The sequence below is a fragment of the Bacillus sp. SRB3LM genome (assembly GCF_015712745.1).
GTDB classification, from domain to species: domain Bacteria; phylum Bacillota; class Bacilli; order Bacillales; family Bacillaceae_G; genus Bacillus_A; species Bacillus_A thuringiensis_K.
In genome coordinates this window covers 664,196-682,420 of sequence record NZ_VWVQ01000103.1, presented here as the reverse complement: position 1 = coordinate 682,420, position 18,225 = coordinate 664,196, and the positions used below count along the sequence as shown (strand labels likewise).

The window sequence follows — 18,225 nt, the reverse complement described above, 5'->3', positions numbered from 1 at the left end:
ACAATAGCAGGGTGGTTTAATTAACATGAAAAGAAATACAGATTTTAATAAAAAAGTTTTTGAATATTACATGGCTCTTTACGCTGTAAGTGGTATAAGATCGACTATAATTACTCTTGTGATTGGGATAGCAGATATATTTGTGCTTTTACCTGCTTTTGCGAATCCTGTTCAACCGATATATATGTACATAATAGTTCCACCAGTTGCTTTTTTAAATGTATGGGCAATATGGATTGTTATAAATCCTAGGAAGCGGCAATTACAATACACTCTATTTCGTGGGGTATTTGGCATCGTATGTTCAGTAGGATTATTAGTTATAACCCAAAAGTTTGCATATGGAATGTTAGGATTACAAACTCCCATCTATTTTATTTTTTCAGTTGGTTTGTATATTTTTGCTTTGAATCAGTATTATAAAAATCATATTAAAAAACTTCAGGGACCAATCAAAAAATCAAAGTCATCGAAAAAAAACTCTGGCTTTGGAGTAGTGGCTTTTATAGGATTGGGTCAACTCGTTGCTAATATCAGTCTTGGTTTTGCAACACAAAAGATGGTAGCAATTGTATTAATGTGTGTATACTCCATGCTTTCGTTTATGTTGTTTCATTTCATTATGGAACTCCATAGGTATTATTATTTAAGGAAGCATATAGAAGATGGGGGTAGAACACATGAAACCATTTAAAGAGTCTGTATTGAATTTTAAGTATATAATCGTGGTTCTCCTATAGTCAGTAAAGAATGCGGAAAAGAAAAGGGAGAAGCAACATCATGAATATAGAATTACATTTAGATAAAGCAAGGATAGGGAATTATGCAATTTTTTAAAGAAAAGTTTTTACCAAATGGTTCTATTGTTCTCTTAAAAGGAGGGACAAAAAAGGTTGTAATTTACGGAAGAAAACAACTACTTATGGTTGAAGAACCTGTATAACTACATAGGCTGTTTTTATTCAGAAGGATTATAAAACTAATCCACTTAACGAAGGTAGAACAGCTCCTAAGATTGTTGACAAGGGTACTTTTGATAAATATGGATTTGAAGGTATTGCATACGAATTACCTGACCCCACTAGTCGGTGGTTGGTAGAATATGGACGAAATGCTAAACTTATTAAGTAAGAGAGGAGAACGAGTTAAATGATTAAGCCTTTATACGCCGAAAATATTATAGTGGGTGTAAAATATAAAAATAAGCTCAATTGGTATATAAATGAATCGGATTTATGGTGTTTAGATTATAATCAAGCTGGTTATTCTCCTAGTGAATATCCAGAAGAAAGAAAAGGCATTAGTATTTTAGATGAGACTACAATAGCTAACTTTTTAGAAAGAATAGAAAAATATAAAAGATTTACAGAAGATATTAGGTTAGAATTTTTAAGGGAACTAAGAACTAATAGAGAAGAAGCCTATTATGATTATAATCCATGTTTCCTAATAGATTTTGAGCGTTTAATTTTTTATTCTAATTATCCGGAATCAATATCTTTTGAAGAATATATTCCGAATAACTGGAGAGGTTATTTACAGCGATTTGATGAACAAGTACCCTATGAATATAGATACTGGGAAGATAAGAATAAAAGCTATTTAGTTAGAGAGGATTAGGTCATTGAAGAAAATAGATTAATTATGATAAAAGAAACATTTAAGAATGAAGAAATTGGTGGTGTAAAAGTAGCAGCTATTGCAGCGGGATCGGGGCAGTTAATTGCTAATATAATTCTTAGCATTGCAACACAACAGATGGGTGCGATTGTATTTATGTGTGCATGCACAGTGTTTTCGTTTGGTTTGTTTTATATGATTATAGAACTCCATAAGTATTATTATTTACGGAAGCATATAGAAGATGGAGGGAAAATACGTATAGGCTTTTAAAGAGAATTTGTTGCATTTCAAGTATATAATCGCATTCTTCTTATGGAAGCCATTCACGAGGCTTATAGCAATAAAAGATGTATAAGTGGAAGATTATATTGTGGTAAAACATCTGAAGGAATGGAAATTAGGTTTGTTCTTATTGATGATAAGATTATAGCTGTTTATCCCGTGTATTAAAGAATATGAGGTACTCAAAAATGAAAGTAACTAATCAGCCCATAGTTAAAAATGTAAGAAAATATAGAGGTAATTGCTAAGAAGCACTCCCCCTAAGTTTCAGATGAAATTAAATGATTGAATATTTACATTTAAATAATCGACTATTTATGCTTTAATATTTATATGTACATAATTGGGATAATTAGGGATTTAAATTTAATATGTTTTAAGAAAGGGGAATGTTTTTTATATGGAAACTCCAGAAAATCAATTTAAACGTGCGCTTAATCCTTGGTTCTCCATTTGGACAAAACCACGTGATACAATGAAAGAAATTTTTATATCCAAACCAAAGAATGTGTTTTTACTCATTTTACTAGGCTCATTCGTACAGACTTTAGATCGAGCATCTTCTAAAAATATGGCGGATTCAATAAGTAGTCCAGTTTCATTAATCTCAATGGTTATATTCGGTACCTTCGTTGCCTTCTTAATTTATTATTTTTTGTTACCAGCGTTATTTAATTGGGTGGCAAAAAAACTTGGTGGACAAGGTACCTTTGAGAAAACACGTTACTCAGTTGCCTATTCTTATATCCCTTACGTTTACTCTCTTATATTAGTTTGGGTGCCTTCATTTTTCTTGTTTGGGATAGAAAACTTTACGAGTGAGACACCGAAAATGGAGAGTAGCATAACTTTAACGATTTTGTTTCTTATTTTTGCCATAATTGATATAGTTATTGGAATTTGGACAATCATTATTTCCTTAAAATGTTTAGGAGAAGCACACCAATTTTCAGCATGGAAAGCATTATTAACAATAATAATATCCTTTATGATTATCATTCTTCCTTTGGTAATAATAGTATTTCTTATAGTAGGGGTTACAATCTTTTAATCATTGATTTGCTTCTTATTTATCCAAATGTTTTCTACGCGCTGTTAGTAATTGTTACAGGGTGAACAACCACATGATTCGGATGTTCCACTTGGCGAAGCGTATGACCTATATGATCAAATTGATCGCCCGTTTTACGGCCTGTTTTTCTTATTATCAGTGTTAACAGGAATTTGTGAAGGCAAACTTGAAAATCAAAATATTAAACCATTAAAATCTTAGGGTAGCTAAGTAGATTGTCCTTGTTTGTCCCTTATTTTCCAATTGGAGGCTAATTATTACCAATTGGTTCTGTAGCTCTTATAGAAGAAATTAATCAACCTCTTATGATTTATGGAAGAAAGCAACAACAAGCTGATAATAAATTATGCGATTATGTTTCTTGTCCATATCCTCATGGTAATTTATCAAAAGAATATAATGTGTTTTTTAATCATAATCAAATAATTCATTTATTATTTAAGGGTTTCGAAACAGAGGATGAATTAGAATTAAGAAGTAAATTATCTGAGTTTTGGTGGAAATGGAGAAAATATAATATGGTTTTAGGAATTTCATATTCTGATATTTTTCGTATTATAATTATTGTTTTGTTTTTTTCATTTTTGGGAGATTGAATACTTGGTATAATAAAAAATATAATGTTCCTAAGGTTTTTCAATGGTTTCCTAGAAGATGGGGAAAAAGAAAAGTTTCAGAGCATTTGTCTCAACTAGATAAAAAGTTAGAAGCTGAAGGTAAAGGTATCTGGGTTACAATCTATGCTATAGATTTGTACATTGTAACTATTCCTTGTACAGTAAAAAAATATAAATCTTAATACATATATGTTTATAAAAAAGACCTTTTATTTTAAAATAAAAGGTCTTTTTTATGATGATTGAAATAGTAATTTTAAGTGAATTAAATTTGAAATGTATCAAGAATATTATCTTTTTCTTCTTTATTAATTCCAATATATTTCAGGGGGATGTGTGGTGTGCTATGGTTAAGAATTTCTTGTAACATAGCAACATCTTTTATTTGTTTATAGAACCAATAGCGTGAGGTAGGACGCCAGCGCCTTTCCGCTCAGCGTAGGTTTCCAACGTCCCCCTCCCAAACCGGACTTGCAAGTTTCCCTGCATCCGGCTTTCCAGTTATTCGCTAGAGGTTAGGTTTGTTCCGTCGTATCGTCCTCCATGAATATCAAGATGACATTTTTTACAGACTATCAAGGTTTTTCTGTTCTTGGCAGACATCGTAACTACCCATTTAGGGGTAGGTTTGTTCTTATGCTTATATTTGTTTTTGACGTCTTTCAATTTCCTAATATGATGAACCTCGAAATCTTTTGGATTGTCACTACTCTTTCCACAGAGTTCGCATTCAGACGCTAATATTCTTTTCGCTAGGCTACTATACATGAACTTTTTGTCAGGAAGGGAGTCCGATAGGTCGACCTTCGGTTTTCTAATCTTAATTAATGGCTCATTGAAATAAGTTAAAGTTTTAGTTCCTTTTTTTGTCTCATATTGTACTCCAAAAATCTTCCTGGTACCCTGACCGTCTTTCCTTTTGGTCTCTACTCCATACTTACTAATGACTTTTGTAGTCGATGTTTTTTCTTTATTTGCTATTGTTTTAAGAAGGCTTGTGTAATGGTAATACTTGAACCAATGGATTCTTGCTGCTACATTGTTAGCTAGACTGTAGTAGTTATATAGTCCTCGGATTTCTGCATTGTATTGGATAAGGGTTTCTAATACCGTCTGACTGATTCGTGCAGGGATGTTTGCTGGTTTTCCATTTTTGGAGTATTTTTGGATTTTATCTTTAATGACATCATAAGGGACGAGGAGAGCGATTTTTCCGTTGGCGTTTCTACGTTTGACACCATCACTACCTTTAGTGAGGTAGGTGTTATCTTTAATCTTGGTAATTTCATAACCAAGGAATCGCACCTTGTCCTCCATGTGTGTAATGAAAGTTTTGTTCATGTTTAATTCCAACTGTAGATTGTCCTTAAGGAAAAATCTAATTCGCTCCCTAATTTCTAATGCTACCCGTTTACTTCCGCTTATAAAAATGACAAAGTCATCAGCGTATCTATAATAGTCTACCTTCACGTAATCTGGGTCGAAAGGATCATAGACAGGAAGCTTTCGCATCTCGTTGAGATACTCCTGTGCTTTTTCCATCCATCCTTTCTCTAGTACCCATCTTCTTTTCCAGTACCATTTCATGTATTGAGGGTTCTTTTTCTTGTATGTACCCTTATTAAACTCCCCAATTATGTTTGATACGAAAATGTCCAGTCCATGAAGATAAATATTGGCCAGAATAGGACTGATAATTCCTCCTTGAGGGGTTCCGGAATACGTGTTGTATTTTGTTTCATTCTCCAGATACCCTGCTTTTAAAAATCTTGCGATGAGTTCAAGAAGTCTTCCATCGTCAATTTTTTTCCTTAAAAATGAGAGGAGTGTATCATGGTTGATATTGTCAAAGAAACCTTTGATGTCTCCTTCTATTGCCCAAACTGCTCCAGTACTGATTTTTTTAATGTCCGTAAGGATTGTATGACAGCTTCTGTTCGGACGAAAACCGTGTGAGCAATTAAGGAAGATAGGCTCATAGATGGCTTCAAGGATTTGTCTTAGGACTTCTTGAACTATCTTATCTTTAATGCTTGGGATGCCTAACGGCCTTTGCTTACCATCTTTTTTGGGAATGTATTTTCTTCTAACGGGTGTTGGTTGGTATTTCTCTTTTTTGATGTCATCAATGATTTCACTTATCCAAGTCAGATTGAATCCGTCGATAGTCTTTCCATCAGCGCCTGCTGTCATATTTCCTTCTTTTCCTTGAATTTTGGAGTAGGCTTTCAAATAAAACGTTGGGTTGTATAAGTTTCTGTAAAGCCCTTTGAAAGTATATTGTTTATCCTTTTTTGACTTTTCCTCTAGGATTGTAAGAGTTTGTTCAGCATTTCGCACCTCTCGTGCACCTCTCATTCTCTAACAAAATGAATAACCTGCCTTCCTTCGCCATGTAATAGGCTTTCCCTATCTCGAACTACTACGAAGGCTCCGTAGCCATAGCATCTATGCCTTAGGCTATCCCCAGTTGATGTAAGACACATGTTTAGGCGAAACTTAGGTTTCCCGTTCGTCACGTTAACGCATTTCCAATGCTCGGGGAATAAGAAGGAGCTTATCAATAACCGTTCGGCTGATATCGATATCCTTATTCCGAAGGCGTGTTAACGGATGTACGCCTTCCCCGCAAATAAGAGCCTTATGACTAGGATTCAAGCAGTTTAGCTTTAACCATATTTCGCGTTACTCTTGCAAGACAATCTGATAACCCGCTTCTCAGCTTTCTTGCGTTACCTACATGCTTTGTTCCCTTTCAGCGTTTCCACTTCCGGTAAGTAGGTTGAGTACTGGATGTTGCTCCAATCCAGACCTCTATCGAGGCAATGTATCAAACACCCTGTCTGGGCGCACCGAAGGTTTTTCGCATGGTGTGAGTACCAATGGATTCTACATTGGCAAAATCTCCGGCTTTTTGCAATTGTCGATAATACGTGTTTTTTCGTCATACAAAAACCCCTACATATAAGTAAAGGTTTTTAAATTATATCTTAATGAATTATGCCTTCTTAGATAAAGTAAATCGAGTTCAGATAAACGAAGATTATAGAATACATCATTTTAACTAGATTTATTATTAACTAAATTATCCCCACCACCAAGCTCTGCCTCAATCTGCGAAGTCTTCGATGACTCATCCATACGCCAATACGTAATAAAGCTGATCGCGATACATCCAGCTACGTAGAAGTAGAATAGTGATTCCATTCCGATACTTTTTAGCCATAATGCGATGAACTCAGCTGTTCCGCCAAATATCGCAACTGTTAGTGCATATGGTAAACCTACGCCAAGTGCGCGAATTTCAGTTGGGAAGAGTTCTGCTTTTACAATTGCGTTAATAGAAGTGTAACCAGTAACGATAATGAGACCGACCATCATGAGTAAAAATGCTACGATTGGTTCTGTCGTTTTTTCCATGAAGAAGAAGATCGGTGCTGTTAGTAATGTTCCGAGAATACCGAATGCCATTAATAGTGGGCGTCGTCCAATTTTATCGGATAGTAGCCCCGCAATTGGCTGAAGTACGACGAAAATAAGTAGTGCGGCAAAGTTAATCCAGCTTACAACTTCTTTCGGAAGACCGACTGTGTTTACCATGAACTTTTGTAAATATGTTGTGTACGTATAGAATGCGACAGTGCCTCCTAATGTTAGGCCAACTACTGTTAATACTGCTTTCGGGTGTTTCATAAGAGCGCGAACGGTTCCTGCACTTTCGCGTTTTTGTGATTTTATGTTTGCGAACTGCTCCGATTCATCCATCGTGCGGCGAAGCCATAATACAGCTACTGCGCCCATCGCTCCAATAATGAATGGAATACGCCATCCCCAAGCTTTCATATCTGGTTCGCTTAGTAATTGCTGAAGAACAATTTGAACGCCTAACGCAACCATCTGTCCAGCAACGAGCGTTACATATTGGAAACTTGAATAAAAGCCGCGGCGACCACTACTAGCCATTTCAGATAAATATGTGGCAGAAGTTCCGTACTCTCCGCCAAGTGATAATCCTTGTAGTAAACGGGCAAGAACTAAAATAATTGGTGCCATAATACCGATACTTTCGTAACTAGGTGTACAGGCGATAATGAAAGAACCACCGGCCATAACCGTAATCGAAAGTGTTAATGCTGCCCGGCGTCCGTGCCGATCTGCATAGCGTCCCATTAATAAACTTCCGATAGGGCGCATTAAAAATCCAACTGCGAAAATAGCCGCTGTGTTCAGTAACTGACTCGTTGGATCGCCTTTAGGAAAGAACTCTGCTGAGAAGTAAACAGCGAAAGCAGAGTAAACGTACCAGTCGTACCATTCAATTAAATTGCCGACAGAACCTTTGAAAATATTGCCGGCGACTCGATTAGATTTTACTTGAGCCATAATCGTTCCTCCTCTTGCTTAGTAATAAAATAATAATTATGAAAGCGTGTTCATTGTAGTTGAATTGTACTGTTCTTTAAATGAAATCTCAATATTATGACAATTTTATTCTTTTTGTACTTTATGAACATGGATATTTTTAATAGTTGCTTCATTTTCAGTTTTGTCATAATAATAGAAAAAGGAGATTGATAGTTTAGAATATTTTATCAAAGGGTATGAAGCATGAAGAAATCACACAAAGTGTCATTACAAACGAAAATAGTAAGCTTAATTATCGCGTTAATTTTATTTGTCGTTCTCCTATTAGCGGGAATATTTGTTTACATTCAGTCCGTTGATACGAAGCGCCAAGTAGAACAGTTAGCACTGCAAACGGCTAAATCTCTTTCTTTTATGCCAGCGATAAAAGAGGCTTTTCAATATAACGAGCATAAAAGTACTATCCAATCCATTGCGGAACAAGTTCGTGAGCAAGCTGGTGCAGATTACGTCATTGTAGAAGATCGCTATGGGGTTATGTATTCCCATTCTAATTCTGAGTTGATTGGAACAAAGAGTAACAACCCGTATAACTATGAGGCACTCACTTTTGGAGGGTACTATACGCTTGAAGGAAATGGTGAAAGTGGTCTAGCCTTAATGGCAAAGGCACCTATTATTGTTCATAACGAAGACTACGATCAAGTAGTAGGCGTTGTAACAGTAGAGTTTTCAATAAAAGGTATCGAATATAACATATTAAGCAGAACGAAAGAAATTATCCTCTTTTCCTTAGGTGTATTACTAGCTGGAATCATTGGTGGCATTCTTTTAGCACGTAGTATTCGTAAAGATACACTCGGTTTAGAGCCGAATGAAATCGCAGCGCTATACCGGGAACGAAGTGCAATACTACTATCTATAAAAGAAGGAATTATCGCCATTGATCAAAATGGCCTTATCACGATGATGAACACCTCGGCAGAAGAAATGCTGCATGTACATGATGATTATATGCAGCAACACATTTCAAAAGTTTTACCAGAATTTAATATGGAAAGAGTGCTAGAAAACGATCAAGAAATCGCGTTTCAAGATAAAGTGTTTATTTTAAATAGGACACCGATACTTGAAAATAACAGTACGGTAGGAGTTGTATGTAGTTTTAGAGATAAAACAGAACTGCAAAACTTAGTGAATACAATATCTGAGGTAAGAAAGTATTCGGAGGACTTACGCGCTCAAACACATGAATTCACAAATAAGCTGTTCGTTTTATCAGGATTACTTCAGCTAGGACATTACAAAGAAGCGATTGAATTTATCCAGCAAGAATCTAATATTCATCAAAGCCAAAATCATATTTTATTCCATCAAATTCATGATGCGAAAGTACAAGCTATTTTATTAGGGAAAATCGGAACAGCATCTGAGAAGAAAATCGATTTTCATATTGAAGGAGATAGTGCGCTTCATCCGTTACCAGACCATATAAAAGTTTCGCACCTTATTACGATTCTTGGAAATATAATCGACAATGCGTTTGATGCGGTTAGTGAACGAGAGGAGAAGAATGTTGCCTTCTTCGTTACGGATATTGGGCACGATATTGTGTTTGAAGTGATAGATAGTGGAGTAGGGATACCAGTTGAAAAAATCAAGACCATTTTTCAAAAAGGATTTTCAACGAAAGGAAATGATCGTGGTTACGGGCTAGCAAACGTGAAAGAAATGGTAGATCTACTAGAGGGAACAATTGAAATTCAAAACGAGAAAAATGGGGGAGCGATTTTTACAATTTACCTTCCGAAAACATTGAGAGAAAGTACATGACAAACAGGGGGATGGGCATATGTTGAAGGTTGCAATTGCAGAAGATGATTTCCGCGTCGCGCAAATTCAGGAAGAGTTTTTATTAAAAATAAAGGATGTAAAAGTAATCGGAAAAGCATTGAACGCGAAAGAAACGATGGAACTACTACAAAAGGAAGAAATCGATTTACTTCTATTAGATAATTACTTACCAGATGGAATTGGAACTGACTTATTACCACAAATTCATGCTGACTTTCCAAATGTTGACGTCATTATGGTAACAGCGGCGAATGAAAACTATATGCTAGAAAAAGCAATTCGAAATGGCGTAAGCAATTACCTTATAAAACCGGTCACGTTAGAAAAATTCGTTCGCACCATTGAAGACTATAAAAGAAAGAAGCAATTATTACATAGTAACAATGAAGTAAATCAAGCACTCATCGATAACTTCTTCGGTATTTCGCAAACACAAGACATAAAAAACTTACCGACAGGTGTGGATCCGTTAACACTGCAAAAAGTGAAAGGGATTATAAAAGGATTTGAAGAGGGCATTACAATAGAAGAAATGGGAGAACAAATGGGGGCCTCCAGAACAACCGCAAGAAGATACTTGGAATACTTAGTAGCGACAAACGAATGCACAGTAGAGTACACATACGGCATTATCGGACGACCAGAACGAAAGTACCGAATAGGACGAGGACTATGAAAAAGCGATTATTACTATGTATATGGATCATGACAGGAGTAATAGCTGGTTGTTCTTCGGAAAAAACTCAAAAGAATACAGTAAACATAGACAAAGTAGAAATCGTTGCGCCAAATGTTCAAGGAGCAGGATGGGACTTAACAGCACGAGCGATGCAAAAAACACTAACAGAAGAAAAAATCTTCACGAAACCAATCACAGTTACAAACAAAGTAGGTGGCAGCGGTGACGTGGGATGGAAATATACGAAACAAAAAGGTGGTCACGTACTGGCGATTAACTCAAGCTTACTCATAACGAACAACCTACTAGGCCACAGTAAACTAACATATAAAGACTTCACCCCGCTCGCGACACTCGCATCAGACTGGGAAGTCGTTGTCGTATCAAAAGACTCAAACATAGAAAACGCAAAACAACTCATGGAACAACTAAAACAAAATAAGAAAAACTTCAAAATCGGCGTTGCTCCAGGCCTAGGAAACGACGATCACCTATCCTTCGTACAAGTAAGCAAAGCATTCGGCATAAACCCAGCCGAACTACAATTCTTCGTCTACGAAAACAAAGAAAAAATCATAAACGCCCTAACGAACAAACAAATAGGCGCCGCAACCATGACCCTATCAGAAGCCGAAAAACAATACAAAGCCGGCAAAATAAAAATACTAGCCGTATCAGCACCAAAACGACTAGACCGCCTACCAGAAATCCCAACATGGAAAGAACAAGGCATCGACGTCATATTCCAGCACTGGAAAGGGATCATGGGTCCGAAAGATATGACAGAGGAAGAGGTTGCTTATTGGGATGGTGTGATTAAGAAGATGGTGGAGAGTGATAGTTGGAAGGGGATTTTGAGGGAGCGGGGTTGGGAGAGTTTTTATAAGGATAGTGGGGAGACGAGGGGGTTTTTGGAGGAGAGTGGTGGGTGGTATGGGGGGATGGTGAAATTTAGTGACTGATACTCTTCTATTGGTTTATTTGTAAGTATGATATATGTGACGTGAATAGTGCTGGATTTCGATTTATAATTTTGTAATAACAAGTTATGAAAGGTCATTATTGCTACAATTTTTATTAATATACAAAAAAAATATATGTATAGGGGATTTATCATTAATGAAATTAGCAAAAACAGAGATACAACAATTTATTTTAAAACAATTGGAGCTGTTTAAGTTGAAAGAACTAGATGTTGAGTTCGCAGTTCGAGGGCTGGATTTTGATCCGAACATGTTTATTCGCGCGGGAGAGATGGGATTAGAAATAGGGTTTCATAGAATAGTATGGAATAGCCCATGTACACCAGATATGACAAAATTTACGCACCATATATTGTTATGGGAACACCTAAGTAGGTTAAGTAACAGTGAGAAAGCCATGGAGATTAAAGAGAGTATTATTATGGTAGCTGAGTATAGAAAAAGGCGGTATCAGCAGTGTAAGTTTTGCAATACAAAGACTTTGCCAGAACATCTTTTTGAGGATGGTGTATGTCAGGGGTGTGCTACTGTGCATTTTGGGGTAATATATTGATTTTTTAGAAGTAATTATAGAAATAATTTAAAAGATAGTTCTATTCTTTTATACTTGAATGAGGATGGATGAATAGAAACGGGGAATTATATGAGCAAATTAAGTAACTGCCTATACATGATTGAACTCCTACATGCGAGAGGGAAAATGAGAATTAGTGAATTGGCAGAGTTATTAGAAGTAAAAGAGCGGATGGTCCGCATTTATCGTGATGATATTGAAATGGCAGGTATTAAAATTGAGACAACGAAAGGCAGATACGGTGGCTACTCCCTTTCAAATACATCGTTATTTCCTATTAAAAATATGTCCCAACAAGAGCTAGATGCGTTAACGTTCTCTATTCAAAAACTAGTTTCAAAGGGTAATGACATTTATTCAAGGGATGCACAAGTAGCGCTAGATAAATTAAATGCCGTTCGGAAAGTGGAAACGAACAAAGACCGTCATATTTATTTTGTGCAAAGATCGAAGCCGAATTATGCGTTTTCGAATGAAAACCAAAAATATGTACAACTGCAAGAAGCCTTATTTACAAGAAGCAAGGTGAAAATTCAATATGAGAAACGGTCTGGTGAAAGATCAGAACGAATTATCGATCCGTACGGCTTTGTACACTACAACGAATTTTTTTATTGCCTAGCTATGTGCAATGATAAAAAGGAAAAACGCATGTTTAAATTATCTCGAATAAAAGATATTAAAATTTTGTATGATACATATAAAATACCCGACAATTTCGATATCCGAGAAGAATTTCCGAAATTCGGCATTATGAAAGAACCATTAGAAGTTGAGTTACTCATCTATCCACCATTCGCTGTATCCGTACCAGAATCCATTTGGGGAGAGAATCAAAAGATAGAATATAATGATGACGGTAGCATTCTCTTCCGCGCAACGATGAGCGGAAAAGAATCAATTAAGAAATGGATTTTGGGGATGGGGTCCTCGGTTAGGGTGGTTGAACCCGGGGGATTAAGAGATGAGGTTGTTGAGGAAGGGAGGAAGTTGTTGGAGTTATATAACTCTATTGATTTTTAAAATTTTATGGCTGTTAGTCACCAAGTCTTAATAGTTATTCATTGTTTAGGTGATTAACTGAGTATCAGATTATTAGTCTGAATTAGGTTAAGTGATAAATTATAGATTAGTAGGACTGTGTTAAATATAAATATGAAGGATATATAGGAAAGTAATCTATAAAAATTTTTTGTCTGTAATTAATAGGAAAATAGCACATATATAGAAGAGTTATGTAATATGAAAATATGTTCCTATTTTTTCCTTATGTCAAAATGGAAATTTAAAAATGCAAGAAGGAGAAATGTGCTGAAATGAAAAAAATAAACTCTCATCTTGAACGTAGAACAGAATTAATTGCTGATCTTGAAAAATTTTTAATTGGACCTATAGAAGAGCATGAAGTATTAAGTAGTAAAAAAACGCCTATGGCACTCTATTTAACAGGCAAGTTAGTCCCTTTTGGGTCAACAGTTGAAGTTGTAAATGAAGAAGAATATGATGTTCAAACAAATGAGTTGTTAGATACAGAGAATGTGGATGAGTTGATTGCCAACCGAAATCCGTTTCGAGCTTCATCTATGGGATTTAGTTTTCGAATGAGTCAATTAGTTCCTATTAATATTAAGATTTCATGGGGAATGTATGGTGAAAATCATGTACGAAAACCTATTATGGTTACGCTTGATAATATTATTCCAGAAAATAGAGAGTGGCAATTAGAGGAACCGGGAGTTCTCCGATGTAAGGTAAAAGAAAGAGATGGAATATATCATGTTAGTTTTTATTTGTTAAATGGGTATAAACGTGATTCTTATCCACTTCAAAATGAGATCATGTTTCAAACAAAGATTGCCGTAGAAGTTAAAGAGGAATCGATAGCGAAGTTTAGTTCACGAGCAGACCAATGGAATTTGGAAGATGAATTATTGTACCGTCATGTAAATGAATATGCTATCGGTCATGGTATTGGTGTAGGCTATAGTTTCAGTGAAGGAAAATGTTTATTAGAAACTACATGGCTACCAACTACAGAGGTGCCAATTGTCGAGCATAAGGAAATAAAGGAGTTAACAACTTCTATGGTTGAACTGGCCGAGATGTCGGCAGAAGAATTGCAAACTAATTTATATAAATTAGTTTATTCGTATAGGGTGTGGGTAAAAGAGCAATCAGATAAATTCGAAGGAATTCCTAGTCATTTACATAGTGTAGTGAATAATAACTTATCTAAAGTTAGCCGAATCATTGAAAGAATTGAGAATGGTATTTTATCGGTAGTATCAAATGATAAAAAATTAAAGGCATTTAGATTTATGAATAGAGTAATGGCGATTCAACAAGCTCAATCTAAAGTGGCACTAAAATATCGATCCAACAGTGAAAGAGTTGAGCCGATTTATAATGGAAAGTGGAGACTTTTTCAATTAGCGTTTATTTTAATGAATATTGATGGGGTTAGTAATCCCGAACATAAAGATCGTGATTTGGTTGACTTACTATGGTTTCCAACAGGTGGAGGGAAAACTGAAGCATATTTAGGAGTAGCAGCTTTCTTAATGGGGCTGAGACGTTTAAATGGTGTAGCACATCGACGTGAAACATATGCAGGAGTAACTGTTTTGATGAGATATACACTAAGATTATTAACTACTCAACAATTTCAACGTGCTACTGCAATGGTTTGCGCAGCGGAGTTTTTACGTCAAAAGGATCCTGTATTATGGGGGTTAGAGCCTTTTTCAATTGGGTTATGGATTGGCCAAGCTTCAACACCAAATAAAATTGAAGAAGCAAAGGAAAAGTTACAACAAATTATTGATGGGAATGAAGTGACTGAGGCAAATCCAGTGCAGTTAGAAAATTGCCCTTGGTGTGGTTCTAGTTTATCTGCACACGATTATCACTTTGAAGATTATAGACAGAGAATTACTTGTAGCCACTCAGAATGTTATTACGCTAGTAATGGAGGTATTCCAGCCTATACTGTAGATGAAGTTATATATAATCATGTGCCTACAATCTTAATTGGTACAGTAGACAAAATTGCGCAGATTGCTTGGAATAAACGTTTTTGTGAGTTGTTTGGCTGGAAAACACACTATAGTCCTATTGAAGGGTTTGTAAATGATATAGATTATAAGAGTTATCATTTAATTAATAAGCAACGGATTTATACAGAAGAAATAGACGGTTTAATACCACCTGAATTAATAATTCAAGATGAACTGCATTTAATTAGTGGACCATTAGGCTCCCTAACAGGACTGTATGAATTAGCAATTGATTATTTATGTCAATACAATGGAAAAGGTCCTAAAATTATTGCTTCAACAGCAACGATTCGTGGAGCACAAGAACAAGTTAAACGCCTGTATGGTAGAGAAGTGTCTCAATTTCCTTTATCGGTAACGGATGCGCGTGATAATTATTTCTCTTATCAAGTTCCGATAGAAGAAAAACCTGGTCGTTTTTATTTAGGTGTTTGTGCACCAGGTGTGAGTGGGGCAATTCATACGGTACACGTTTACGCTGCATTACTCTCTATCGTTCGCAACTTGGAGGAAAAGGATGATTCTATTGACCCATATTGGACTGTTCTTGGTTACTTTAATACAGTAAAAGAATTATCTGGTACATCAACGAAGTTAAAAGATGAAATCCCGATTCGTTTGAAATTACTAAGTGACCGGAGTAAAATGGTCAACCCATTAATTACGGAAGAATTAACTTCGAGAAAAAAAGCAGCGGAAATCCCACAAGTGTTAGGTGCGATTGAACGTAAATATGATGAGAATGGATTAGATGTAGTATTAGCAACTAATATGATTTCTGTTGGAGTAGATGTGAATCGATTGGGGCTAATGGTCATGCACAATCAGCCAAAAACGGCCTCTGAATATATTCAGGCTACGAGCCGTGTTGGTCGTAGCTATCCAGGTTTGGTTGTTACTTTATTTAATTCGATGAGGTCAAGAGATTTATCACATTTTGAACGTTTCAATGCATTTCATCAGGCGATGTATCGTTATGTTGAACCAACAAGTGTAACTTCCTTTGCAAGGGGTAGCCTTGAAAGAGGATTAACTGGTCTTGTAGTCGGAATGATTCGACAAACCGATTATACATTGCGTAAAGAAAATGGTGCGGTGGAGTTTAGGCAAAACAGCATAACTGATGAAATTCTAGAATTTATTATAAAACGAGCGGTATCTACAAGTGAAGTAGAGTTAAATGATATAAAAAAAGAGATAGAGAAAATCTATTCGTGGTGGGAAGATAGGGCGATTTCTGAAGAGAAATTAAGTTACCGACAAAACGTCAAACAAGGAAGAACAAGGCATATTTTAAAAAATTTCAAAGAAAGAACAAATTATCAATATGCAAAACCTACATTAAATTCATTACGAAATGTTGAAGGTGAAATTAAAATTGTGGAGATGAGAAATTATGAGTAAGCAGGAAATAGGTAAATTGCGTCCTTCTCAGTTATTACACTATCATGGACCGGGTGCTATTGTTGATTTACTAGAAGATAGTGTAGTTATCTCTGCAGCGGATGAGTGGTCAATCCCAAGAGAAAATCGTTATCAAGAGCCAAGAATAGAGAGAATGTTAAATATTGATTATATTAAGTTGATTAGTGAGGAAGAAGATCGTATAAAAGTTGGAGCGAGATCGTTTCCGCGATGGAGAATATGTCCGTCTTGTGGGATGATGGATTCGTTTGCAAGTAAAGAGTGTTTTTATTGTAAGAAAAATGAAGACAAAAGTGTTAAATTGTATCCGTCCCGTTTTATTCTCGTTTGTGAAAAAGGACATTTAAGTGATTTTCCTTGGATTGATTGGGTGCATAATGGTAAAAAATGTTCTAGTGATAAATCAGTCTTGAAATATAAATCGAAAGGTTCTGCTGGTTCATTATCGGATATTGTTGTTTCATGTGTAAAATGTGGTGAACAGAATAGTCTTGCTCAAATTATGAAAACGGAGGAAATTGAAAAATATGTTCCTCAATGTACTGGTGAGCGCCCTTGGTTAAATGATAAAGAAGAATGCTCGGAAAGTATGAAAACAAGTTTGCGTGGAGCTTCCAATATTTATACACCAATTATTACAAGCGTTCTTTCAATTCCTTTAACAGCTTCGTCTGGTGATGAAATCATGTTTATTGTTGATAGCAAAAGGGATGTAATTGCAAACTTACTAGAAATGCAGAACTATGATGACAATGCAAAAAAGACGTTGATTTGTTCAGTTTTAGGTAGACCAGAAAGTGACTATGAAAGGATCATGAATTATTATCTAAATGAGGAGACAGTAAATTACGATTCAATACGTAAACAAGAATGGTTAACATTAATTTCTGGTGATATTAATGATCAAGAAGAAACAGGTTTTGTTAGTAAACAAGTTGCAATACATGAGGAAATGTCTACATATTTTAATTCGATTGTTCGTGTAGACCGATTACGTGAAGTAAGAGTGCTAAATGGATTTACACGTTTGAACTATCCAGATCCATTTTTTGAAGAAGCTCTAGATGCACTTCCTATTATGAAAGAAAGACAAAATTGGTTACCTGGTGTTTTAGTACATGGTGAAGGCGTATTTTTTGAATTTAATCCTAAAGCGATTTACAAATGGCAAGCAAATCAAAATGTACAGCAGCAACTTAACAAAATCATTAATAAATATAACGTAATGCGAGAAGAGCTTGGTTATAGTAGTCGAGATTTAGCACCAAAGGATATTCTGATTCACACATTTTCACACATGTTAATCAAGGAGTTTGCAGCACATTCGGGATATTCCTCAACATCTTTAAGAGAAAGATTATATTGTGGTCCTGATATGATGGGCGTATTAATTTACACAGCGTCTTCTGATTCAGAAGGCAGTTTAGGTGGTTTAATTGAACTATCTAAGCGAGAAAAATTGTATCCAATTTTTATACGAGCATTAGAACGTTTTGAGTATTGTTCATCAGATCCTCATTGCTCTGATGGTGATTTTGAATTACAAACATCTATTAATGGTGCTGCATGTCATGCATGTTCTTATGTTTCTGAAACATCATGTGAATGGAATAATCATCTATTAGATCGTCGTACGACAGTTCCACTGTTAGGATTTGAAAATATGACACTTTTTAAATGATAATCCCATTTTTA

At 35.6% G+C, this 18,225-nt stretch carries 14 protein-coding genes and 5 pseudogenes; 15 read left to right on the top strand and 4 right to left on the bottom strand.

Annotation, left to right across the window (positions count from 1 at the left end; all coding sequences use genetic code 11):
* The first annotated feature begins 25 nt into the window (after window positions 1-25).
* The 8 genes and pseudogenes from F3I02_RS30630 to F3I02_RS30595 all read left to right on the top strand — a co-directional run bounded on the left by F3I02_RS30630 (window position 26) and on the right by F3I02_RS30595 (window position 3,776).
* Window positions 26-694, top strand: coding sequence for a hypothetical protein (locus F3I02_RS30630; protein ID WP_196478735.1), 669 nt, complete (start codon window positions 26-28; stop codon window positions 692-694).
* Between the two features lie 129 nt (window positions 695-823).
* Window positions 824-971 (top strand): annotated as a pseudogene (locus F3I02_RS30625) (DUF4176 domain-containing protein); the annotation flags it as partial.
* A gap of 178 nt (window positions 972-1,149) precedes the next feature.
* Window positions 1,150-1,620, top strand: a complete 471-nt coding sequence (locus F3I02_RS30620) for a hypothetical protein (RefSeq protein ID WP_044796058.1) — start codon at window positions 1,150-1,152, stop codon at window positions 1,618-1,620.
* Window positions 1,621-1,674: 54 nt separating this feature from the next.
* Window positions 1,675-1,893 (top strand): annotated as a pseudogene (locus F3I02_RS30615) (hypothetical protein); the annotation flags it as partial.
* A gap of 412 nt (window positions 1,894-2,305) precedes the next feature.
* Window positions 2,306-2,956 (top strand): Yip1 family protein, encoded by a 651-nt coding sequence (locus F3I02_RS30610; RefSeq protein WP_000449720.1) that lies wholly within the window; start codon window positions 2,306-2,308, stop codon window positions 2,954-2,956.
* A gap of 51 nt (window positions 2,957-3,007) precedes the next feature.
* A complete protein-coding gene (locus tag F3I02_RS30605) occupies window positions 3,008-3,178 on the top strand; it encodes a hypothetical protein (RefSeq protein WP_196478734.1) in 171 nt (56 codons plus the stop codon).
* 62 nt (window positions 3,179-3,240) lie between these two features.
* Window positions 3,241-3,471: pseudogene (locus tag F3I02_RS30600) on the top strand (DUF4176 domain-containing protein); the annotation flags it as partial.
* A gap of 98 nt (window positions 3,472-3,569) precedes the next feature.
* Window positions 3,570-3,776 (top strand): hypothetical protein, encoded by a 207-nt coding sequence (locus tag F3I02_RS30595; RefSeq protein ID WP_001999199.1) that lies wholly within the window; start codon window positions 3,570-3,572, stop codon window positions 3,774-3,776.
* An 83-nt stretch (window positions 3,777-3,859) separates the two neighbouring features.
* Here F3I02_RS30595 and F3I02_RS30590 read toward each other — a convergent pair.
* From F3I02_RS30590 to F3I02_RS30575, 4 genes and pseudogenes are all read right to left on the bottom strand, one after another.
* Window positions 3,860-4,012, bottom strand: a pseudogene (locus F3I02_RS30590) (tyrosine-type recombinase/integrase); the annotation flags it as partial.
* Window positions 4,013-4,095: 83 nt separating this feature from the next.
* Entirely contained in the window at window positions 4,096-5,934 is a 1,839-nt protein-coding gene (gene ltrA, locus F3I02_RS30585) for a group II intron reverse transcriptase/maturase (protein ID WP_308018533.1), read from the bottom strand.
* A gap of 511 nt (window positions 5,935-6,445) precedes the next feature.
* A pseudogene (locus tag F3I02_RS30580) lies at window positions 6,446-6,523 on the bottom strand (tyrosine-type recombinase/integrase); the annotation flags it as partial.
* 131 nt (window positions 6,524-6,654) lie between these two features.
* Entirely contained in the window at window positions 6,655-7,977 is a 1,323-nt protein-coding gene (locus F3I02_RS30575; protein ID WP_196478733.1) for an MFS transporter, read from the bottom strand.
* Window positions 7,978-8,202: 225 nt separating this feature from the next.
* Between F3I02_RS30575 and F3I02_RS30570 the strand changes: the two genes are divergently transcribed.
* The 7 genes from F3I02_RS30570 (at window position 8,203) to drmB (ending at window position 18,211) form a co-directional block, all read left to right on the top strand.
* Window positions 8,203-9,792: an ATP-binding protein gene (locus tag F3I02_RS30570; RefSeq protein ID WP_196478732.1), complete on the top strand. Its 1,590-nt coding sequence runs from the start codon at window positions 8,203-8,205 to the stop codon at window positions 9,790-9,792.
* 19 nt (window positions 9,793-9,811) lie between these two features.
* Window positions 9,812-10,489 (top strand): response regulator, encoded by a 678-nt coding sequence (locus F3I02_RS30565; protein WP_098286042.1) that lies wholly within the window; start codon window positions 9,812-9,814, stop codon window positions 10,487-10,489.
* Window positions 10,486-11,454, top strand: coding sequence for a tripartite tricarboxylate transporter substrate binding protein (locus F3I02_RS30560; protein ID WP_196478731.1), 969 nt, complete (start codon window positions 10,486-10,488; stop codon window positions 11,452-11,454). Before F3I02_RS30565 ends, F3I02_RS30560 begins: the two co-directional genes overlap by 4 nt.
* Before the next feature lie 157 nt (window positions 11,455-11,611).
* Window positions 11,612-12,028, top strand: coding sequence for a hypothetical protein (locus tag F3I02_RS30555; RefSeq protein ID WP_196478730.1), 417 nt, complete (start codon window positions 11,612-11,614; stop codon window positions 12,026-12,028).
* A 90-nt stretch (window positions 12,029-12,118) separates the two neighbouring features.
* Window positions 12,119-13,072, top strand: a complete 954-nt coding sequence (locus tag F3I02_RS30550; RefSeq protein WP_098215389.1) for a helix-turn-helix transcriptional regulator — start codon at window positions 12,119-12,121, stop codon at window positions 13,070-13,072.
* Between the two features lie 293 nt (window positions 13,073-13,365).
* On the top strand, window positions 13,366-16,509 hold the full coding sequence (gene drmA, locus F3I02_RS30545; RefSeq protein ID WP_196478729.1) for a DISARM system helicase DrmA: 3,144 nt from the start codon (window positions 13,366-13,368) through the stop codon (window positions 16,507-16,509).
* Window positions 16,502-18,211 carry a DrmB family protein gene (gene drmB, locus F3I02_RS30540; RefSeq protein WP_196478728.1) on the top strand — a complete coding sequence of 570 codons (1,710 nt, stop codon included), beginning with the start codon at window positions 16,502-16,504 and terminating at the stop codon, window positions 18,209-18,211. The genes drmA and drmB overlap by 8 nt, the downstream gene beginning before the upstream one ends.
* Window positions 18,212-18,225 lie beyond the last annotated feature (14 nt).

What these genes read in the sequence shown, in the direction of transcription:
- F3I02_RS30620 (WP_044796058.1), top strand. Translation starts at nt 1,150, where the DNA reads ATGATTAAGCCTTTATACGCCGAAAATATTATAGTGGGTGTAAAATAT.
- F3I02_RS30630 (WP_196478735.1), top strand. Translation starts at nt 26, where the DNA reads ATGAAAAGAAATACAGATTTTAATAAAAAAGTTTTTGAATATTACATG.
- F3I02_RS30575 (WP_196478733.1), bottom strand. Translation starts at nt 7,977, where the DNA reads ATGGCTCAAGTAAAATCTAATCGAGTCGCCGGCAATATTTTCAAAGGT.
- F3I02_RS30560 (WP_196478731.1), top strand. Translation starts at nt 10,486, where the DNA reads ATGAAAAAGCGATTATTACTATGTATATGGATCATGACAGGAGTAATA.
- F3I02_RS30555 (WP_196478730.1), top strand. Translation starts at nt 11,612, where the DNA reads ATGAAATTAGCAAAAACAGAGATACAACAATTTATTTTAAAACAATTG.
- drmB (WP_196478728.1), top strand. Translation starts at nt 16,502, where the DNA reads ATGAGTAAGCAGGAAATAGGTAAATTGCGTCCTTCTCAGTTATTACAC.
- F3I02_RS30610 (WP_000449720.1), top strand. Translation starts at nt 2,306, where the DNA reads ATGGAAACTCCAGAAAATCAATTTAAACGTGCGCTTAATCCTTGGTTC.
- F3I02_RS30565 (WP_098286042.1), top strand. Translation starts at nt 9,812, where the DNA reads ATGTTGAAGGTTGCAATTGCAGAAGATGATTTCCGCGTCGCGCAAATT.
- F3I02_RS30550 (WP_098215389.1), top strand. Translation starts at nt 12,119, where the DNA reads ATGAGCAAATTAAGTAACTGCCTATACATGATTGAACTCCTACATGCG.
- F3I02_RS30570 (WP_196478732.1), top strand. Translation starts at nt 8,203, where the DNA reads ATGAAGAAATCACACAAAGTGTCATTACAAACGAAAATAGTAAGCTTA.
- drmA (WP_196478729.1), top strand. Translation starts at nt 13,366, where the DNA reads ATGAAAAAAATAAACTCTCATCTTGAACGTAGAACAGAATTAATTGCT.